A 20,429-nucleotide genomic window follows, 5' to 3' on the forward strand; every position below is an offset into this window, starting at 1 on the left:
GAGAGCTTAGAGCGTTGCATCTCTACAACTTCAAAGAGTGGCGCATTCGTTGCCACTCTTTTTGTATCAGAACTTGGTAGCGCGTTGGTAAATCAACGTTATTAGGGGCAGGTAGCAGTTCTGCCGCTTCTTGTAACGAGAGACCAGCAAAGGGATGTTGATCGTGACAGCTGAGCAAGGTCATTGCCAAGGCATAAAAATCATCATTCTTGCTTGCCTGACCGATACGCAGAGAAGGGCGTGTCGCACTATAGGCTCGGCTAACGGTTGTATGTGAATGCTCTCGGTATTTAGCATCAACTCGAATCACACTGCCAAAGTCGATAAGCCGAACTTGGTTGTTTGGCGTCACGACGATGTTGTGTGGCTTGATATCGCCATGCAGATAACCCGTTTTGTGGAGGTTTAGCAAAGCGAATTCAAGCTTGGTTATTATGTCTTGAGGTAATAAATCAGGTTCTATCGTATTAAGCGTTTTGCCTGCCAGATATTGGCTCATTAACCAGTCGGCGTGGTTTTGCGAGCCGTAACCATGAAAGTTCGCCCAGTAATCCGACGCGTACTTGGATAGAAAGTCCGCTTCCGCCATCAAAGCTCGTTTCTCAGCCAAGCTTCGTGCTACCTTTATGACCACAGTGCCATAAAGTTTGTGCTCGCACTGAAAAACGTTTTCGCTCAGAGGCGCTACATAAGTAACGCCACAGGCTCTAAACAGGGTTTGATTGGCGAACGTATTCATCACTAAATGCTCGCCGGTAACACAAAGCCCGCAAAGAAGTTCGGTACGAACGGATTGTTCTGACCTTGAGTTTTAATCGTTAAGCGAACCTTCTCGCCATTGTAATCAAACTCAAGTTGAGTACTTTGCGAAGAGGTTGAAGTGACGCGTGGCTCAATCAAGCGGAACCATGCCCAACTGCCTTTAAACTGCTCATTGGCAATCGGTGTTGCTTGTTTTTGTAGACGCACTGTTAGTGCATCTTGCGCGACAGAATCGCCTTTCCAGCTTTGTTGAGTCCACAGCATCGGACCGTGTTGATAGGTGAAAATCGGTTTTTCAGCCCGAATGGAAAACTCAGTCAGTGCTGAGCTCATCTCTGTTGGTTTCATCTGGAATTGAATCGCGACGTTTTTCGGGTCAGCTAAAAACAGGGCAGAGCGAATGTCTTTGGCTTTATCAAACATCAGCCAAATTGCAGGATCTAACGCAAAGCCAGTATTTGGCAGTAAGCCGGACATAAACGGCGCACGTTGCTCTGTTGAGAAGCCTTTCAACATGGTTTGATAGAAGGTGTCCAATGTGCCATCGGTTTTAAAGAAGGCAGCAACATCCGCGGTGCTAGCATCGCTGTTGGCACTTTTCTTAAACGGGTAGAAAGCCGCGATGGTGTTTTCATAAGGCTGGTAGACTTCGCTGTTCCACATACTATTAAGATATTGGTGAGCTAAGTTCATCACCAACTCATTGGTTTGCACTGTCACATAGTCAATCACTTCACCGGATAGTGGTGGCTGGGAATCGGTCAATGACGCCAACTGTGCGACCGGGTTTTGCGCCTTTAAACCTGCAGATAACGTTTCGTAAGCCACTTTGTCTGGCGTGTTGGATTTGTAAAACTGATCGAGCCATTTGGCCGTGTTCGCAAAACCTTCCAGAACGGAATCTATTGGTTTCTTACCCTGATCGTCTGGCGTCACTTGTTTGTGGAAATCATTAAACGTCAGTGTGATTTGACGAGCGGATTCCTTCTTTTCGTTGTCTTGCGCTGCATCGGCAATCTCTTCATCGGTCTTCTTCTTCGCATCTTTTGGCTCAGGTAGAAGAACCGAAGTGTAGTTGCTGATGGTGGTAAACAGCTTAGACATTGGATTGTTTGAGGCATTGTTGAGCACGTTCAAGCTGGCATTTAACTGCTCAGAACCGGAAATCGTTTTCACCTCGATGCTGTTAATAAAATCGCGCCAGTAATTGATGTAATCGTTCTGATACATGCGCTTCAAATCGTGGCTGATTCTATGCATCTCTAGCGCGCTTGGTGCTTGCCCTGCGATGCCTTCATAAGCGGATAACGCTTCGATAAGAAGAGGTGATTCCACCGAAAGATCCAGCTCGTTAAAGCCAGTCGGTGTGTACAAGTAAGGAACCAAATAGCCAACGTAGCCAGGTTTGAATTGGTATATCTGATTGAAGTTGGAACCAAGTTCTTTACGCACATCAATGCGCTTCTCGTACGCATGATCGTTCAAAATGTGTTGGTAGAGTAGCGTCTCGATATTGGATTGATTGATGACTTGCTTCGCCAACCCTTCAAGCTCTTGATTGGCAGTTGTCGCCACTAAGTGCTGGTTAAACACATCGTCGAGCAGCACTTTAAGCTGAGCAACGTTAGTCTTGTCCGCTTCGCCTTGATGCTCTAAGTTTGCTAGGAAGTAGCTTTTGAGCTCTTCAATGTTGGTGCGATTTTTATCAAACAACAGTCGATAGTCGTTCAGCAATTCGAGCGTTCTGGCTTGATCTTCCAAGTTCACATACACATACAAGTCGCTCTCAATGGTGTGCGCCATAGAAGGGATCAACACTTGTTGCAGTTCTTTGGTGTAAGCCGCTTCAACTTCTGGCTTGATGGTCGCATTCGGTAGGAATGGCAATGTATACCAAGGTTCAGGCTCCTGATATAGCGCGTAAATACGATGCATGGTGTACAGGTTTGGAATATTGCCCACCAAATCTTCTTTACTGTATGGCTGTGCTGCGATCGCTTCTTTGTAACGCTCTAACATGCCATCGGCTTTGGCTTCACGATTGGTTTGATAATCGAAGTCGAGCTTAAGAATCGTCAGTGTGCCAACCAGTAGACCGAGCCAAATTAGGGTGTAGGCGGTTTGGCTGAACCACAACCAATTCTCTTTATGGCGGTTAACCCCGACTAAAGTGTTTTCATTTAACACGACATGAGACATCAAATGCTGAGCAAACAAGGTTTGTTGAACGGGCATTTGTTGGTGTTGCTGATATTGCTCATTGCCGAGGGATTGATTGACCACGTTCGCCAGTAAATCATGCTGTGCGAAATCACTGCCACTGTGGGTAAAGTAGAAGCCGCGAAAGTTGAGCCCATCTGTGTATTGGTCACCTCGATGCAAACGCTGTAGGAAGTGCCACAAATTCTGTTTGAGCAGACCAAATTGGTAAGGCGCACCACAAATGGCATTGCGGAAATCTTGGTTAAGCTGCGCTCCCAACGCATTGCTCATGTTCGAGATTAACTGACCGATGAGGTGGTCGTATTCGTCATTGAACCAATCGGCATCAATGCCACCATGTTTTTGCACTGGGCTGGTGGCGCCGAATACTTCATTGCGTCTCGCTTCATCAAACGCAGAAAAGAACTGACAGAAATCGCTCACTTGCCCCATGTTGGTTAGGACATTGTAGACAGGTAAGTTCAAACCAAATGAACGATTGAATGCTTTGATTTGCGACTTCAATTGGTCGGCTTTTTGTGAAAGGGTTTCACTATTGCCAACTAATTGTTCTATTTCTGTGGTGAGCAACAAGCCGTTAATTGCTTGTCTCGGACGCCATTTATTGAGGCACTGGCATAGTGTTTTTAAGTAAAGCGGTTGCTGATCGTCGCCCATGCTGACGGAAATCAGAATTGAGTGTTCACTAAGCCAAAACAGAATTGGAAACTCAATGTCGTTGCCAAAATCATCCACTTTATAAGCTTCGTAACCCATCTGCGTGATGATGCTTTTGTCTTTGCTTGGACTATCACTGAGTAACAGATAAATCGGCTGATCGTAACGGCTGGTTAAGCGCTTTTTACGTTTTTGTACGCCGAGCATTTTCTTGAAGTGGAAAGCAAGTAACTTAGAGCGCTTGATGATTAGTGCACGTTCTTGGTCCTGCTCAAGACTCTTTTTCACCTTGCGATTGATTAACCAAAAACAAAGCCCAGCAGAGAGCAGTGCCACAATGGTCGTCGTGATGACGCCTGTCCAAAAGAAATCAGGATACGCAACAAACCAAGTCAGTAAGCCGCCTAAGATTGCCAGAAGCAGAAGGGTAACTGAGCTCCAAATGATTGCCTTTTTTCTTGTTGGTGTGTTTGGGTTGTCTTGCGTCATCGTGACTCAACCTCGCTTTGTTTGTTTTTGTTATGCACCACTAAGCCGTTGACGTTGGCATTCTCTCGATACCAGTTATTGATGATTTTAGCTTGGTCTGCGTTATCACATCGAACGATGACGCGAACGTATGAATTGATGTTATCCGCGACAGGTTGATAGTTGGATGTCGGCAGCTGGGAGATAAACTTCTCGGCGTTTTTAAGGTTAGAGAAGGTCGCAAGTTGCACCAGCCAATCAGTGTCCGCTGCAGGGCTCGTGACTAGAGCGCTCGTCGTCTCTGGCGTTGAAGTTTTCGCTTGTGGCGTCACGGCTTTTGGTTGGCTCGGGACTGGACGAGGTGGTTGAGTGGTGTTTACCGCGACTTTATTGCCTTTTAAATCGTCGTCAGTGCTGACATAAACGATGTCTTCCGCACGACCAGATTCAATATAGCGTTGGCTGTACTCACCAAGCTGTACAAAATCTCGTGCCCGCTGTGGTTTGGTTTTGTTGTACCAGAAATAGGTCAGAGCAACGCTCAAACCAATGATAGTTAGGAAAAATAATGTGGTGACAAGGTAACGTTTCTTGCGCGTTGGTTTACGTGTTTTAGGCACCGAAACCTTAGTATGACAATAGATTCCACCGGCTTGTCGGTACTGACTTAAAATCTGCTCTAAGCGGTAGGTAAAACTCTTTAGCTGTTCGCTGCCCGTTTCGCGGTACTGACCTTTAAACCCGATATTGAGAAACAGATAAACCACTTCTAATAAGTCGATCAGCTTGTGCGGTTGGCGCGCTGCTTTCTCTGCCACAGTAAAGAAAAGCTCACCACCGTTGCGCATACCAAACAGTTCACTGAGTAAGGTTTTGTTCTCCCATCCGCGTTTTTCACCCCAATCGGTGTAGACAATCAACTCATCCAAAACCACGGCATACAGGAAACAGAGCTTGTCGATCACGGCGACTGGGTAGGTCAGCTCTGCGCCTTTGGTTTTGATCTCATTAATAGAAGCCACCAGTTGATGTCTGAGCGTGGTGATGTCTTCGGGCTCCGGCAAGGTGTTGATCTTGAGCGTGACAGCCAATAACTCAGAACTGATGTTGATCAGCTGATTCTCGGCTTTGTCGAAATGATGTAAGAACCCAATATTGGCTTGCGCAGCGTTGACCGAATGCCATTTTACGTCTGGCATGTCGGTGTCTTTACTCACGAAGTCGTTTTCGCTGCTGTCCCAAACTAAGGTATCTTCATCCAAATAGTTCATAACTTACTACCTCAGTGCGTACAGCATCACTTCTAGGTCGCCAACACGCGTATCGACGTGCAGCGCCAGTGCATCGCGGTTTTCAATCATTTCTAACCAATTGCGGTCTGACGTATCCACTTCAAAATACGCTGTGCCTTGCATCGGCTTTAGTTCGCTTGGTGCAACAGGAAGCGGCGTAAGTTGCACGCCAGAAAGGGCATTACGCACGATCTCGACAATCTTGTTATTGCTGCTGAGTTTCGCTGCCGCAGGGAACAACTCATTAAGCTCGGTGCTGCTGATATTGGAACGGACACTGAGAACGAATCGGCGATCGGACAGGTTGTGACCATCTTTGACCAACGTGCGAAGCAAGCGGCGTCGTTCAAACAACGAAGTATCGAATGAAAACTCAATCACCGAGTCTTGTTGAACCAGCGTGAGCATATTGCGCAGATTCGAAAAAAGCGGATTAAAGCAATCATACAGACGATGGAAATCTAACGGCTGACACAGCTCTGGAATCGCAGGTGTGGATGCCATGACTTGCGCTTCAAACTTGCGTAGCTCCAAATAAAGCTGATGGGTTTGAAACTTTGGGTTCGACAAAGACAAATCAAACCACGGAAGCCAAGTGTTGAGTGTTTGCAGCCACAGGTAGTCTTGCATCATCGACTGTGGACTCTTTTGTCCTTGTCCGGCTTGAATACGTTTGAGCAAGCTTGTGGCACGGTTGGACGTGAGGGCATGAATCTCTTTCAAACGTTCAACCAATAGCTGTGATGCACCATAGTGCAAACACGCAGGAATAAAGGAACGGTCTAGCATCACTTCGCCCGTTTCGCTGCATTCCAACACCTTGGCGAAAGGAATCAGGGTAAAGCCCGAAGTGTCTTCGCCTTCGAGTTTTATCGCTATATTGAGCTGTGCGACGTCTACCTCAACGCTGGCATTCTCAGAGGTTGAAGTATCAAACACATTGATAGTGCGTGTGAGATAGCGGCTTTGTTCCGATTCATCATTGGCGTAATCATTATTGCCTTGCAGAGAAACAGGCAGCGCTAAGTAAGCCATTTTCTCAATCGTACCGTGCGGTACATCTCTGGCGACTTCGCGTTTCAGTTCGAAATGCGTGCCATCTGGGAACAAACCCGCGCTAGAAGAGACGGAAAGCTTGCCAATTTTAAGTAGATCGTGATTGATCACCAAGTCGGTCACACCATAGTAAGGGGCATAACCAGCAAGCGTTTCGACGTTTTGTCTGACGTAGTTTTGTGTGTATCTGTCTTGTTGTTGAAAGTGTTGTGGGGCAATGAACATACCTTCTTGCCAAACGACTTTTTTATATGCGTCCACGTGATTTCCCTATCTACTGAATCGAGTTAAAAGACATCCCACCAAGGCGAATCTGGTGTCACGGTTTGCAATGCTGCCTTGTTACCGCTGATCTTTAACTGGATATATTGTTCTTCTTCCTGAGGCGTGGTTGTCACTACCGTCGCCGTGCTTGCATCATATTCGGCAAATTCCACCAATACGCCGATGTATTGAGTGGTCTTGTTGATGTCTAAGGTTTGTTTGCTATTGCTGTCTGGCATTACCACGGGCAGCACTTGTTTCGACACCAAGTTTGCGCCTAATAGGCTTACGTCATCGTTGTACAAATCGATAAACGGCAATTGCTTAAACTGTTGGGCATCGGTTAGTTGATACAAGCGTACTACTACGGGATTGGTACTGTTGTTAACACTTGGGTTAATCGTCTTCTCGGCGCTCACCGCCAATTGATATTGTGTCACAACCGGTGTTGGGTCAGATGAACATCCCACCAAAGCGAAAGCGAGTAAACTAAGCCAAATCTTCATCAGCTTTCCTCGCTTTGCTTTTGCATGTTTTCCATAAACATCGCTTTGAACTGGCGACGAAAATCACCGTTGTCCTGTCGATGTTGGAAGTGCTTGCGATAGATTTTCCAATACTTTTTGTCTTTGCTGCTGAACAGTCCGCCAGACACAAATTCGCTAAATTGATTCTCTAGTTGGTTCGGCGCGAATTCGTTGAGGAACTGATCGAGTGTTTTGTCCAACGCATCAAACAAAGCATCATGTGCAAGCGGTGGGTTGCGAAGGTATTGTTGATTCTTCTCGGTAATCGTAATCAGCTTTTCGATGGAGGCTTCCAGCTCTGACGTTGGATGATGATCGCCCGGAAGATACTCAATCTCCTTAGAACGCTCCATTGCTTGCTGCTGTTTCGACACTTCATCCACTTCAAAGTGGTCCGCCAGTTCGTCATCGTCGATGTCTTCAAACGGGTCAGAGGAGAAGGGGTCATCGCTCATTACATTTTGGTGAGAGTAATGGACTTCCGATTTCACGGGTTCGACGATGCCACCTTCATCGAGAAAATCGACATTGTCCTCCAGTTGCAGGTCGAACTTGGTCGCAAAGAGGTCATCAGGTTGCTCTTCGGCAGGCGCTTTGCTCGACGTGAGTGTTGATACCAACATCGAATAGCTTTCGATCTTTAAAATGTCGCCATCGTTGAGTGGGTAATCTTTGTCTCTCACCATGGCCTTATCGTTGAGGCGAGCCGGGTTCTTACCAGTGCTCTTCACCAAATAACCTGTTTCAGTGAGACGAATTTGTCCGTGAATACGCGAGATGCGTTTTGATTGATCGGGCAATGCCACTTCACAAGAAGCAGAACGCCCAAACTGCCCGCCAGACTCGGGCAGATAGATGACTCTTGAAGTCACCACCTCCTCAGAGGGTACAGAAATCAAATGTATGCTGATCGCCACTTGTTATCCCTCGCATTTAGCCAACGCTGTGTTGAAAGCGGTTAAGAAACCAGAATATTTGTCCAAAAAGCGGTTAGAGAAATACACGCCCATTGGCTTGGTTTCGAATACTTGAGAATAGAAGTAATCGCTTGGAAGAGAGGCTTGGCTTATTTCCGTGTGAAACACCCGTTCATCTTCCAGTGCGACGTCAATTTCTCTTTGTTTTAAAAGCCTTAGTAAAACCTTAGCATCTCGTGGCTGCTTAACGACGTTGTATCCATTACGTTTCAGCCAAAACCATGTGCTTGAGCCAAATTCTGCCGAGAACTTAAGGTTCAACTTTGACAAATCATCAAGCTTAGGCTCTACGCCCGGACCAAAATACCAACGCAATTTTTGCTCCGTAATAGGAGCAGACAACGTTGCATAGCTGTCGTGTTCTCTGGTTTTCGGCGAGACGAAAAAACCGTGCTGTTGACCACTGTGCACGTGAAGCTGTGCGTCAGACCATTCTGTCATGGTCAGTTGGTAAGGTTGTCCCATTTCGCCAAGCGCGCATTTGACGCGGTTGAGCGCAAACCCATCCATGTTTTGATTCTGGTGAGTTTGGTACGGTGCCCATTTGTGAGTTGCAAGTAGCAATCGGTCGGGACCAATCCAAACTTGCGCCCAAGCTTCAAACGAGAATAGGGCACCAAGCAAAATAAACAGCGATGAAACCAGCTTGGTTATTTTGCGAAAAAAGCTCGCCCCACAGCTGACCGCCGCCTCTTGAACAAGAATCGAGGTGGTGACGAGATGGGGTGAATGTACGCTTCTAAACATCATGATTCGTTACTACTGAATATCCAGTTCAAAGCCCTGTGGCGTGGACGCAGCGGTCACCGTCACTTGGCTAATCGGTTGTTGTGTGCTCAGGCGTGCGATGCATTCTTCTGCCAACTTCGGCATTAAAGAGCGGTTAATGATTTGCTCAACCGCACGACCACCTGTCGTAGGGTCGGTGTTTTTGCTGACAACCAAATCCACAAAACCTGCATCCCACGTAAAGCTCGCTTGATACTGCTCTGCCAGTTTTTTGCGAATGCGGTTTAGCGCGATTTCGGTGATCTTCGCCAGCTCATCATCGTTGAGTGGGTAATAAGGCACGATGGTGGTACGCCCTAAGAACGCAGGCTTGAAGTAACGTTGTAGATCGGGACGAATTGCTTCGAGCAGCTCATCGTTGCTGATGCGTTCGGCATTTTCATCACACACATCACAAATCGCTTGGTCTGCGGCGTTAGAAGTCATGATGATTAAGGTGTTTTTGAAATCCACCGTGCGACCTTCGCTGTCTTTGATGTGTCCTTTATCGAAGATTTGATAGAAGAGGTCATGAACGCCCGGATGCGCTTTTTCCATCTCATCCAAAAGCAAGACAGAGTAGGGATTGCGGCGAATCGCCTCGGTTAACACGCCACCTTCACCAAAGCCAACATAGCCGGCAGGCGAGCCAAGTAACATTGAGATTTTGTGTTCTTCTTTAAACTCGGTCATGTTGATAACCGTGAGATCGTTGCTGCCTCCGTAAAGTTGCTCAGCGAGCGCCATGGCGGTTTCAGTTTTACCGACACCACTTGGACCACACATCAAGAACACACCGATTGGTTTGCGATTATCAGTTAAGCCAGCGCGCGAGATTCGAATCGCTTTTGCCAGTTCTTGCTTCGCCACGTTTTGACCGATAACGCGTTTATCCAGTTCTGATTCCAGTGACAATAGGCGAGCTATTTCGTCACTCATCATGTTGCCGATTGGAATGCCTGTCCAACCGGAAATGACTTGAGCGATGGTCGAATCATCTACCATTGCATTAACTAACGGCTCTTCACCTTGAAGCTCGTGCAATTGGTCTAGAAGGGCATTCAACTGGCTTTGCTCAGCTTCGGCTGGTGTTTCGCTTTCTGTGATGCTTTGTTGAAGCGCTTTAATCTCATCAACCAAGGTAATCTCTTGCTCCCAACGCGTTTGGTAGTCCGCTAATTGAGATTGATTGGTGGTTATTTCTTGCTTCAATTCGGCGATCTCTTCTGCGCCTGTGCCAAACAAATCAAACTCTTTCTCCAAAGCAGACTGCTCGTTTTGTTGATAACGAATGGTTTGCTCCAACGCTTCAATCACTTCTGGTTTTGCACCTTGAGTTAATGCAATACGCGCACTAGCCGTGTCGAGCAAGCTGATCGCTTTATCTGGCAATTGGCGAGAAGGTAAGTAGCGAATGGATAGGTTGACTGCGGCATCGATCGCGGATTCAGTGATAAATGCGCCGTGGTGCTTTTGCAATGAAGCAGCAATGCCTCGCAGCATCTGTTTGGCATCTTCTGCATTTGGCTCTTCTACCGTGACGACTTGGAAACGGCGAGTCAAAGCAGGATCTTTCTCGAAGTACTTTTTGTACTCTGCCCATGTTGTTGCGGCAATGGTTTTGAACTCACCACGTGCAAGAGCCGGTTTCAATAAGTTGGCAGCATCATTTTGTCCTGCTGCACCGCCAGCGCCGATCAGCGTATGTGCTTCATCAATAAATACAATGATTGGCACATCGCTGTTTTTAACTTCATTGATGACGTCTTTCAGGCGATTTTCAAATTCGCCTTTTACGCTGGCGCCTGCTTGTAACAAACCTAAATCAAGCGAATGGAGTTGGACGCCTTGCAGCGCACTTGGTACTTCATCTGCTGCGATTCTCAGCGCTAAACCTTCGACGACAGCGGTTTTACCTACGCCCGGCTCACCAACGAAAATAGGGTTGTTCTGGCGTTTACGACAAAGAATGTCGATGGCTTTTCTTACTTCAGAATTACGCCCAGAAATCGGATCGATATTGCCTTCAATCGCTTGTTGAGTAAGGTTGATGGTGTACTTGCTTAATGCGTCGTCCGCGCTTGCTGTATTTGCTGCTGAACTTGCTTCACCTGTGCTTTGTTGCGTTGCTCTCTTCACCGGCGTTTTGTTGATTAAACCTTGCAGGGACTCGGTCGACACGTTCTGTAGTGATTCGAGATTGTTGCTCGATACGCCCATGACGTTCTGTTGTAGCAGCGCTTGAACGAGATGCAGACTGATGATTTCACCATGTCCATAGTTAACGGAGGCAATCATCCAAGCATCTTTGAGTAGTTCAGTCAGTGCATGGCTAAGCGTTGGTTGGCTGTCTTGCACTTTTGGTAGGCGTTCGATGCGATTTGCTAGCTCACTGGCAAGTTGATCTTGGTTGATCTTCTGACTCTCAATCAGAGTTTTTAAATGTGTGTCTTGCTGATTCAATAGCGTGAGCAACCAATGTTCCGGCTCGATGGTAGCAACGCCTTGGTTCATGGCTGCACCCGCAGAGGCTTCCAATGCGCGTTTTAATTCTGGCGATAACTTGGCGACTAAATTTGTCAGCGTTACTTGTGTCATAACCTTATCCTTGTCTTTAGCGCGATAACCTTCTTTGTCGTCGCGGTGTCTACCTAGCTACTTCAGAAGAATCCGAATCCGCTCTGTAGGTTTACGTTCTGGGGCGAGGCAATCCACTTCACCCAATTTCGCGGCTTTATCTGGTTGAGCAGACAGCCTTGGCTTTTCGAGATACGCACGCTTAACGTTGAGATAAATAGAAATCGGCGTGGCGTCTCGTAAATAATGTTGAATGAGCTGGCGCATGTGGCTCGCCAACTGAATATCTCTATGAATTTGATGCAGCTCTTTGCGGTTGGCAGGCTGGATACTCACCACCAAATGTTGGTTGTAAGTCATACATGTTTTGCCAATGAGGAAACCTTGCCCGATCCCGCTGTTGTAGTCGTCTTTCTGTCCTAAACGGGTAAGAGAACTCGCGGGTAACTGGCGACGTTCATGGCTCTTAGTCGACACATCGATTTGGTAAGGGAAGTAGTCGTTAAGGATCTGCTCTAACGTTTCTAAGTTACGATGTCCTTGAGCGAATAGCAGCGAATATTGGAACAGCGCGCCGTGTTCGTGTTTCAGGTTCGCCAGTTGTTTGAGTAAATCGGTTTTTTCTTTCGCCAGCTCTTTCTGAACCAAGAGGTGAGGAGCGAGTTCTAGCTGCGCGGCAAGTTCAAAATGGCGTTGATTGAATACGTCTAAAAAGTCCTTGAGTGCGTGATCGTCGTTATGCAGTGCAAACAACAATTCCTCATAGATGTAGTTGGGGATAACACCTTGTGCGCCAGATAGTGCTTGCTGAGCAATACGAACTTTGGCGCTGTGGTCACTGAACGAAAAGTATTGAATATCGTCGGCATCACCATGAGGCATGGCTTCCGCTTTGAGCTCTAACTTCAGCTTATGCCCAGACTGTTTTGCCATTTGCATCAGCAATCGCATTGCTTGAGCAAAGTCGTACTCATGTGGGTTCGCTTTTAAATCGTTAATCAGTGACATCGACATCATCTATCTTCCACGCTACATCGAGCGCTGGCTCCCGTGGATTTTTGGATAACGCCTCGCAATGCCATCTTTGCCATAAAGACGAATTGTGAGCTGAATGTAGCGATCAAAACTACAGAACTGTTGGAAGAAGCGATTCAACACATCGGTGAAAGTCAGATAGTTACCAGACGTATCGAGAGTGATTTCAATCTCTGTGCCCGGAGAGAAGACGTTCTTGCCTAGAATACGCATTGATGAAACTTGTGAGCGCACTTTTACTGACTGAATCATCTGAATTTCATCGCTCACCAACTGGTTGCGGCTACACAATTGCAGCATTTGCTTAAGCTGCTGAGTAGGGTCTTCTGAGTGCAGCAGAGACGAGAAGTTACTGTTCAGTAGTCCGATAAATTGCCAGTGCATATTGGCGTCAGATTCGCGTTCTATCGGAGCCGACGGCGGGTAGAGAGAATGAAAATCGCCGGGTAAATCGATCGGCTCTAAACAAGTCATCTCACCGTTGATGGTGCATGCTTGTTTGCCATTGGTACAAAGAAGGCGAGTGCCATAGAGTTTGTTGAATTCGAGTTCTTGGTTGGCATTTAGGCTGATCGCCAATCGCAGTTCACCTGTGGAATCTTTTCGGCTTTGCCAGTAATCACAATGTGGGTCGCTTTGGTAACTGTCTTTAAACAGTGGTGTCAGCAGTTTTTGACCGCTCGACGTAATCTCAAACACATCCAAAATGTCGACCACTTGAATTTCATTATCGGTATGGGCATCGGCATTAACGGGAATGGTCAGGCTGCGTTGGTCATAGCTGGTTGGTTCGCCTGTTTGTTCGAATAAGTTCACCGCAGGCACGACATTGAGCTTAAACACTTGGTTATCGAAAAGACGGATAAACTCCATCGGCAAAGAGTGCATGAACAGGTTTAATATCACAGTGGAGCAATCATGTTGCTGACAGGCTTCACCAAAGCCTTTAAGACGGAAGAACTGACGTTTCTCTTTGAAGAAGAAAAATTCGTTCATCAAATGATAGCCAGAAAATTGATTGCCTTTTTGTGGCAGAAACTGAAACTGCTTATCGCTGATTCGGCTCTTTAGCTGATTGGCAGCTAAGACAGCGTGATTCTCGCCATTTATGTCGGAAATCGATATTGCGCGCGCTTCACTGAGCAGAAGTTCAACCAAGGAATCCGCATTGTTCTCGAAACCTTGAACGAAGAAGTCGAGATCCTCTAACGCTAATTGACTGAAGTGCACATCATCATCGCCAGTAGACAGGGTGAGCTGAATAACGGCGGTAGTTTGTTCACTGCCTTGTGGGCGATTGAAGTCAAAAGGCGCGCTGCTTGCCTTGGTGTCAATCAGTGCAAATGGTGTCGTTTTGAGTTCATCCGTTGTGGTGAACAAACATGTTTTGCCTTGCGATTCGGAAGAAAAGCGTGTGCCTTTGGGAAGCGTCGTGCTGTCTGTGGAAGGCGCGTCTGTGCTCATTTCTAGATACGCCACACTTGGTACCGTTTGAATGTAACTTGGGTAGAGTACGCCAAGTAATCCTTCGACAACTTCAGGGATTTGCTCAGATAGACGTTTTTCGACGTTGGCATTCAATAGTGCCACGCCATCCAATAAGCGAGCCAAACTCGGATCTTCGATTTGTCCCTGATGGATGTTTAGGCGTTGTGCGTGTTCTGGATGTTCAGAACCAAATTGACCGAGAGCACGGCGAACAAAAGTCAGTTCTTGCTCGTAATAACGCAGTAGAGGATCACTCATACAAATCCTCCTTCATATCGGTGGTCATGTCGCTCAATGAAATCTTGGAATCAAAAATCAGCTCTTTTTCGCCCTGTGTCGTTTTGGCTTTGGCGACGATATTGAAAGCGATGGTGTTTTCTCCCGCTTTACGCTCAACAAGTTCAACCATGACTTGGCTAAGGCGTGGCTCGAAATGTCGAATGTAGTTTTCTAGTTTGAGGGCTAATTGCTGGTGGTCGAGACTAGCACTCAACAGGTGCACATCCTCGATGCCAAAACGATAGTTAGAGCGCTGCACTTCGGTTAACCGATCGTCAATGCTCATCAGTGACGCCTCCGAATCGAACAGACGAGTCAGGTGATACTTGATGTCCTCGATATCATCTCGACGAGTCGTAGGGGCTGTTTGCACAAAGGTACGCCAAAAACTCATTACGCCACCTCATCCAATTCTGTTGTCAGCACCACTTCGCCACTGAAATGGTCGTATTGATACTGCGGGACGATACGCAATGTACAGACGAAATTGCCCGGATGATGGTCAGAGTCGCACACGCTGATCTTTGCAAAACTCAATGGGTATTTTGATAGGGTTTCTTCGTTGGCGTACGCAACGTTACTAGAGAATTTTTCAACCCATTGGGAGAGGAACAACTCGCACTCAGCAGCTGTTTTGAAGCTACCGATCATTTCGCGTACTTGTACTTTGAGATAATGTGCAATACGGCAAGACATCAATGATGTTTGGATTTGAGTGAGGACTTTCTCGTTATCAGACTCGCTGTTGTGCCAAATCGAATTGTTACCATTGAAGTAAAACTTATCGCTCAAAGGGCTCTTAGTTAGAGGGATAAAACCGCTTCGACTGTAGAAGGTCGACAGTTGCCCAAACAAGGTCACTTTGGTTTGTGGTTGAATCAGAAAATGGCTATCGCTTTGGCTTTGATTGACCACGGCACCTTGGTTGTTGTCGTTCCAACGAGATTTCAAGAAGCCAAACCAACTCACCCGTTGATGCTCTCGTATAATGGTGGATACAAACGCAAAGCCCGCATTGCCCCAAAGTCCGTTTTGCTTCTCGTTGTAGATGAATCCCACTTTGGCGTTTTGATAACGTGTACGCATGCACATTTCTGGCATCACTAAACCGACAAAACGCGCAGAGGACTTACTGCGTAAAGACTGCCACGATTGGTAATCAGGGCTGGCGAGGATCTTCTCGATTCGGTTGATATCAGACAGCCAGTCTGCGCCGGATTCGACAAAGAAATCGCGATTAGGAGCAAATAGCATTGGGCATAACGTCGCTTCACCCAAGCGGCTCAATAGTTCTACGGTGAATAAATCATCGTAGTCAGATTCGAAATCCATATCTGCTGCTACTGGCTGTGTGAATAACAAGCAACCGAATGGGTGTCCGCCCAAGGTGTTTAACTCTTGGTTGCCGATCTTGTTGTACAGCTCAGACGTTTTGGTGCTGTAGGCTTGATTGACGTCGGAAGACACTTCTTCCCAACTCATATTGAGTAGCTTGAGTTGAGTGCGTTGGTAATTAACGGGCAGGGTGGCTAAGCCTTGAAGCCCTAGCCAATTGGTTTGCAGTGCCTCAAATTCTGGATGATGCAGTAACGTATCCATCTGTTTCGAGAGCTTATTGTCAATCTCTGCAATCAAGCGCGAAACATGTGTGATAAGAGCATCGGGATTGTCTAGCGCGGAGCGAGACACTTGAGACAGTAAAGAGAGCGCCTCTTGTAAAAAGTCGCTGTCTTTATCGTCTAGCTGTGTAAATTGGGTCTGCCAACCTGAGTGATAAATCTTACTCATACTATCCTTGTGACCTAAATCGAATTGGCCTGGTCGAAGCATCCTACTTCGACCAAGCTTTATCATGCTTAACCTGGGATCTTCGCTACCATGCGAACCGACGTAGTCAGTTCTTCAAGTTGTAGCCAAGGTCTTAGGTGAGCAACGGCTGAATACGCGCCCGGTTTACCCGGTTGTTCAACCACTTCAATGCGAGATTCCGCTAACGGCGTTTTCGCTCGTTGATCGTTACCAATTGCACCAGCGTTGGTGTATTGATCGATCCACAGTTGAAGTTCACGTTGAATGTCTGGCGCTTCTAGGTTTGAACCTAGCTTGTCGCGACCCATGACTTTCAAGTAGTGAGCGATGCGACCACTTGCCATGATGTAAGGAAGACGCGCGGAAATTGCTGCGTTTGCTGTTGCATCTGGATCTGTGTAGGTCTTCGGTTGCTGTGTTGTTTGACCACCGATGAACACGCCGTAGTTTGAGTTCTTGTAGTGAACCAGTGGCAAGAAGCCTAGGTCACTTAACTCTTTCTCGCGTTCGTCGGTTAGGTTCACTTCTGTTGGACATTGCTGAACCAAGTCGCCAGCTTCGGTCTTGTACGTTAGGTTTGGTAGGTTTTCTACTTTACCACCGTTATCCAGACCGCGAATTGCTGTACACCAGCCGTACGCAGTGAACGCTTGCGTCATTTTCAGACCCAACTCGTAAGCGGCATTTGACCAAACCAACTCATCATTGCTTGATGGATTCGGGTTGCCATCTTGGTCAGTGTTTAACTCTTCGTAGCTAAACAGTTTGGTGCCAAGACCTTTTTCCCCGTAAGGAAGACGAGCGAGTGTACGAGGTAATGTTAGAGTTACGTAGCGCGCATCGTCACTTTCACGGAACGAGTTCCATGCAGCATAAGCCGGAGAGTCAAAACCAGCCGCGACAGGTTTGCCTTCTTCGAAGGTAGTGAAGTCATTGAACTCAAACATTTCTGCGTTTGCTGCGGCAACGAACGGAGCGTGACACGCAGCGGCTACTTCACCCATGTAACGTAGTAGGGCGACGTCTTCATCTTTTGCGCTGAACTCGTAGTCGCCGATGAAGGTACCGTATGGTTCACCACCTGCTGTGCCGTATTCGCCTTGGTATACCGCGTTGAACAATGGACTACGGTCGATGGCTGGGGCATCTTCAAACTGATCAAGCAGCTCGTCTTTGGTGTAGTCGACCATTTTGATTTTCAGTGAGCGTCCTAGGTCGCTCTCTTTAACCAGTTTTTGCAGACCACGCCATGAACCTTCTAGCTTTTGGAAATCATTTTCTTGCATGACTTTCGATAGCTGTTTAGAAAGCTTTTTGTCGATCTCTACGATGGCGTTTTCAATCGTTTTGGTGACGTTCTTGTCCCATGTAACTGTGCCGCTTAGCGCTTGCTCTGCTAACACTGAGAACAGTTCTTTTGTTGTGTCCGCTGGCGTTTGTGTGGTCGCTTCGATTGCACGATCCAGAAAGCTCAACGAAGCTTCAGCCGCTTCTGCTTGTGGTTGGTTTTCAACTTCCGTCGTCATTATTCTGCTCCTTCTTTCTGGATGCCTAGCTCATCGGAAAGGGCGTTGATAGTGTCTGCGCTTTGCAGCACTTCCTTGAGTAGTTTCTCTAGATCACGAGAACGGTCCGCTTTTGAAAGCAGTACTTTGAGTTGGTTACGAGTTTCAACAAGCTTCTTGAGCGGTTCAACTTGCTCAACGATGGCTTCAGGCTCGAAATCTTTCATTGATGAGAATTTCAGACTCGCTTCGATTTGGCTGTCGTCATCAACCAAAACGTTGTCCACTTTGAGTGATAACTCAGGACCAACACGCTTCATCACAGTATCGAAGTTGTCTTTGTCGACGTTATAGAAGGTGCGATCTTCCACGTCTTCTTTGTCTTGCTTGTGACCCGAATAATCACCGACGACTCCCACCACAAAAGGGAGTTCTTTGGTTTCTACTGCGCCATTCGTCTCGACATCGTAAGTAATACTTACACGGTTTTTGCTAACTCGCTTGTGTTGGGAGTTCAGTGCCATAATGGTATCTCCTTATTCCATTAAGAAGCTGTCGAAGTAACTTTCGCTGTCGTCGCGTCAAAGCCCACTTCAGGACCTTTCTCGATTTTGCCGCCTTCGCCTTCGATGTAGTACGCTTTCGAAATCTCGGTGTATGTCAGGCTGAATGATTCATTTGGTAGATGACCATCCGACGCGCCCATGTTGTAGCTCGACATACGTGCTGCGCTTAGTGTAAGGATTAGGTATGGATCTGCACCAGAACCTTCACGGTTTGGCTTAGTCATCACGATCTCGATAGTTTTACCTTCACCACCTGGTGCGTATAGGAACGTTGTTAGGTAAGGCGTTGCACCATCACAGCCACGAGTGATGTTCACTTCACCTAGCGCGACCATGCCTTGGTCTGCGTTGTTCGCGTTACCGACGTCGATACCAACGCCACGAACGGCACTCCAGTTCACTGTATCAATAGCAAAAAATCCATCCTTGCCACCGATCTTATCTACCGTTGCAGCACCTTTTGGTGTAGTGCCATCAATTCTCATGTAAATAGAAGCCATTTGGTTCTCCTTTGCTTATTAGCATTTTTTGCTTCACCACTCGAAATCGGTAATACCGCTCGACGATTGAGTAGTTTTTACTTCTGGTTGGTTGGTTGTATTAGGAGTGTCGCTTTGCTCTGACGTTGTAGGTTCAATTGACGTTGCACTTTGAGACTCCTCATTAGAGGCAGTTTGAACCTCAGTCGCAGGTGGTACGGTCGGAACCGACTCTGGCACTGATTGTGGTTCAGGAATTTTCTTCAGAATGGTTTGTTCTAAGTTGTCCATTCCGGTGAGTTGATTGATATGGTCGAGCACTTGGTTGTTGCCACCAGTCATTTCTTGGAGTAGTTCTGGTAAGCTCAGATAACCCCAACGAATTGCGCGCTCTAGCAAGAACGGAACAGGGCTGTGTGGCTCGGTTTGTTTGAAGTAGTCGGCGAGCTTTCTAAGTTCATGAAAGGCGTGGTCGCGATTTTGTACTTGAGCATCGATGCTAACGGAAGGCGCTTGGATAAGGGGGTGAGTCTGTGTGGTCGAAGTGGGGGGCACAGAATCGATTTGCTGAGTAGAAGACGTTTGGCTCGTTTCTTTACTCGCTTGACCCGTTGTTTGAGCAACTGATTCCAATATGTTATCAGTCGGCTCAACAGCACTTACGCTTGGTAGTTCTATCTCAGCGGCTTGTGGTTCATCTTTTAACAGCCTAAATTTTTCGTCTAACGGCCACTTGGAAAAATTATCTTCGGTGAGGTAACGAATCGCATTTATAAGTTCAGCGATGTTTTCTTTGATGAATTTGAAACTTACTGGCGTGGCGTTAATTGGTTGGCAATGCTTCGCGATGGCTTGTTCTGTAGCATCAAGATTCTGATACGTTTGCGCCAGATCCATTAAGATGTCTTGCGTGTCTGCGCTGAAAAGGTTTTGCGCTTTAGTTTTGATTTCGCCAAGCGAACCGTTGCGCTCTGTACGTAGGTAATCTGCAAAAGTGATGTCATCAATCAAGCCGATTAACTGCAAAGGCATATACACGGCAGTTGTATCATGAGTTTCGCCAACAAGCTGTAGCAAAGGCTTCATACGGAACTCAGCACGTTCTCTCGCTATGCCAGACTCTTCAGCGCTTTTTAGTTTGTCTTCAGGAAGGAATGGATTGAGAGAGTCCCAAAACTGCTCCACGGTGCTTAGAAGAACTTGCGTTGCGTCGGCAAGGTTTCGATAGGGTGCGTCGGTGAACAACTGACTGGTGATATACCAACCTAGTAACTCCAAGTCTTTGCTTGACTGGGTGAGAGCGTGAAATGTCGCGGTACGCAGTTGCGTCCAGTTTTCATCATTACTCTCAAGTAAGGATTCATCACTGGATGCTTCGGGCGTTTCCACCAACTGGCGAAATGACGATTGCGCCGCGTTATAACTGTTTCTCAGTGCTCGATAGGCACTTCTATCGAGTTTTAGATAGACGCCACTCGGCGATCCATCTGTGATCGGTGCCAAAAGACTATCAATGTCAACCATATTCAATCCATGAATTATTGTTTTATTAAGCCAGAGATAATTCCGTTCCTCTGGTTTCATAGTTTGTAAACTTCAGTCTAGTGAGGATTTTCCTAAATAGCCGATAAAAATTAACTATTTAATAAAAACTAAGATGTCGATCCAAAAAATTGGTCGGATGAATGCTTCTATCA

General features: G+C 46.8%; 16 protein-coding genes. All 16 read right to left on the reverse strand.

The window, feature by feature from the left end; all coding sequences use genetic code 11:
- Positions 1-22 precede the first annotated feature (22 nt).
- Complete coding sequence (locus NL647_RS13760; RefSeq protein WP_253650305.1) at positions 23-739, reverse strand: protein kinase; 717 nt, start codon at positions 737-739, stop codon at positions 23-25.
- 2 nt (positions 740-741) lie between these two features.
- Positions 742-4,131 (reverse strand): type VI secretion system membrane subunit TssM, encoded by a 3,390-nt coding sequence (tssM, locus tag NL647_RS13765; RefSeq protein ID WP_253650280.1) that lies wholly within the window; start codon positions 4,129-4,131, stop codon positions 742-744.
- Positions 4,128-5,381 carry a type IVB secretion system protein IcmH/DotU gene (gene icmH, locus NL647_RS13770; protein ID WP_253650281.1) on the reverse strand — a complete coding sequence of 418 codons (1,254 nt, stop codon included), beginning with the start codon at positions 5,379-5,381 and terminating at the stop codon, positions 4,128-4,130. The genes tssM and icmH overlap by 4 nt, the downstream gene beginning before the upstream one ends.
- Positions 5,382-5,387: 6 nt before the next feature.
- Positions 5,388-6,719 carry a type VI secretion system baseplate subunit TssK gene (gene tssK, locus NL647_RS13775; protein WP_253650282.1) on the reverse strand — a complete coding sequence of 444 codons (1,332 nt, stop codon included), beginning with the start codon at positions 6,717-6,719 and terminating at the stop codon, positions 5,388-5,390.
- Positions 6,720-6,745: 26 nt separating this feature from the next.
- A complete protein-coding gene (gene tssJ, locus NL647_RS13780; RefSeq protein ID WP_005451918.1) occupies positions 6,746-7,228 on the reverse strand; it encodes a type VI secretion system lipoprotein TssJ in 483 nt (160 codons plus the stop codon).
- Positions 7,228-8,166, reverse strand: a complete 939-nt coding sequence (locus NL647_RS13785; RefSeq protein ID WP_253650283.1) for a type VI secretion system-associated FHA domain protein — start codon at positions 8,164-8,166, stop codon at positions 7,228-7,230. Before NL647_RS13785 ends, tssJ begins: the two co-directional genes overlap by 1 nt.
- Before the next feature lie 3 nt (positions 8,167-8,169).
- Positions 8,170-8,973, reverse strand: a complete 804-nt coding sequence (locus NL647_RS13790; protein WP_017819432.1) for an ABC transporter substrate-binding protein — start codon at positions 8,971-8,973, stop codon at positions 8,170-8,172.
- Positions 8,974-8,985: 12 nt separating this feature from the next.
- Positions 8,986-11,592 carry a type VI secretion system ATPase TssH gene (gene tssH / locus NL647_RS13795; protein ID WP_253650284.1) on the reverse strand — a complete coding sequence of 869 codons (2,607 nt, stop codon included), beginning with the start codon at positions 11,590-11,592 and terminating at the stop codon, positions 8,986-8,988.
- A gap of 57 nt (positions 11,593-11,649) precedes the next feature.
- On the reverse strand, positions 11,650-12,588 hold the full coding sequence (locus tag NL647_RS13800) for a type VI secretion system baseplate subunit TssG (RefSeq protein ID WP_253650285.1): 939 nt from the start codon (positions 12,586-12,588) through the stop codon (positions 11,650-11,652).
- Between the two features lie 12 nt (positions 12,589-12,600).
- A complete protein-coding gene (tssF, locus tag NL647_RS13805) occupies positions 12,601-14,352 on the reverse strand; it encodes a type VI secretion system baseplate subunit TssF (RefSeq protein WP_122067561.1) in 1,752 nt (583 codons plus the stop codon).
- Positions 14,345-14,767, reverse strand: a complete 423-nt coding sequence (gene tssE / locus NL647_RS13810; RefSeq protein WP_132698859.1) for a type VI secretion system baseplate subunit TssE — start codon at positions 14,765-14,767, stop codon at positions 14,345-14,347. The genes tssF and tssE overlap by 8 nt, the downstream gene beginning before the upstream one ends.
- A complete protein-coding gene (locus NL647_RS13815) occupies positions 14,767-16,161 on the reverse strand; it encodes a type VI secretion system contractile sheath large subunit (protein WP_253650286.1) in 1,395 nt (464 codons plus the stop codon). Before NL647_RS13815 ends, tssE begins: the two co-directional genes overlap by 1 nt.
- Positions 16,162-16,229: 68 nt before the next feature.
- Positions 16,230-17,708 (reverse strand): type VI secretion system contractile sheath large subunit, encoded by a 1,479-nt coding sequence (gene tssC, locus NL647_RS13820; RefSeq protein WP_005451931.1) that lies wholly within the window; start codon positions 17,706-17,708, stop codon positions 16,230-16,232.
- Entirely contained in the window at positions 17,708-18,211 is a 504-nt protein-coding gene (gene tssB / locus NL647_RS13825) for a type VI secretion system contractile sheath small subunit (protein ID WP_005443648.1), read from the reverse strand. The genes tssC and tssB overlap by 1 nt, the downstream gene beginning before the upstream one ends.
- 20 nt (positions 18,212-18,231) lie before the next feature.
- Positions 18,232-18,753 (reverse strand): type VI secretion system tube protein Hcp, encoded by a 522-nt coding sequence (locus NL647_RS13830; RefSeq protein ID WP_005443647.1) that lies wholly within the window; start codon positions 18,751-18,753, stop codon positions 18,232-18,234.
- A 33-nt stretch (positions 18,754-18,786) separates the two neighbouring features.
- Positions 18,787-20,256 (reverse strand): ImpA family type VI secretion system protein, encoded by a 1,470-nt coding sequence (locus NL647_RS13835; RefSeq protein ID WP_253650287.1) that lies wholly within the window; start codon positions 20,254-20,256, stop codon positions 18,787-18,789.
- Between the last annotated feature and the right edge of the window lie 173 nt (positions 20,257-20,429).

Source organism: Vibrio sp. Y29_XK_CS5 (assembly GCF_024181835.1).
In the GTDB taxonomy this organism is placed as follows: domain Bacteria; phylum Pseudomonadota; class Gammaproteobacteria; order Enterobacterales; family Vibrionaceae; genus Vibrio; species Vibrio harveyi.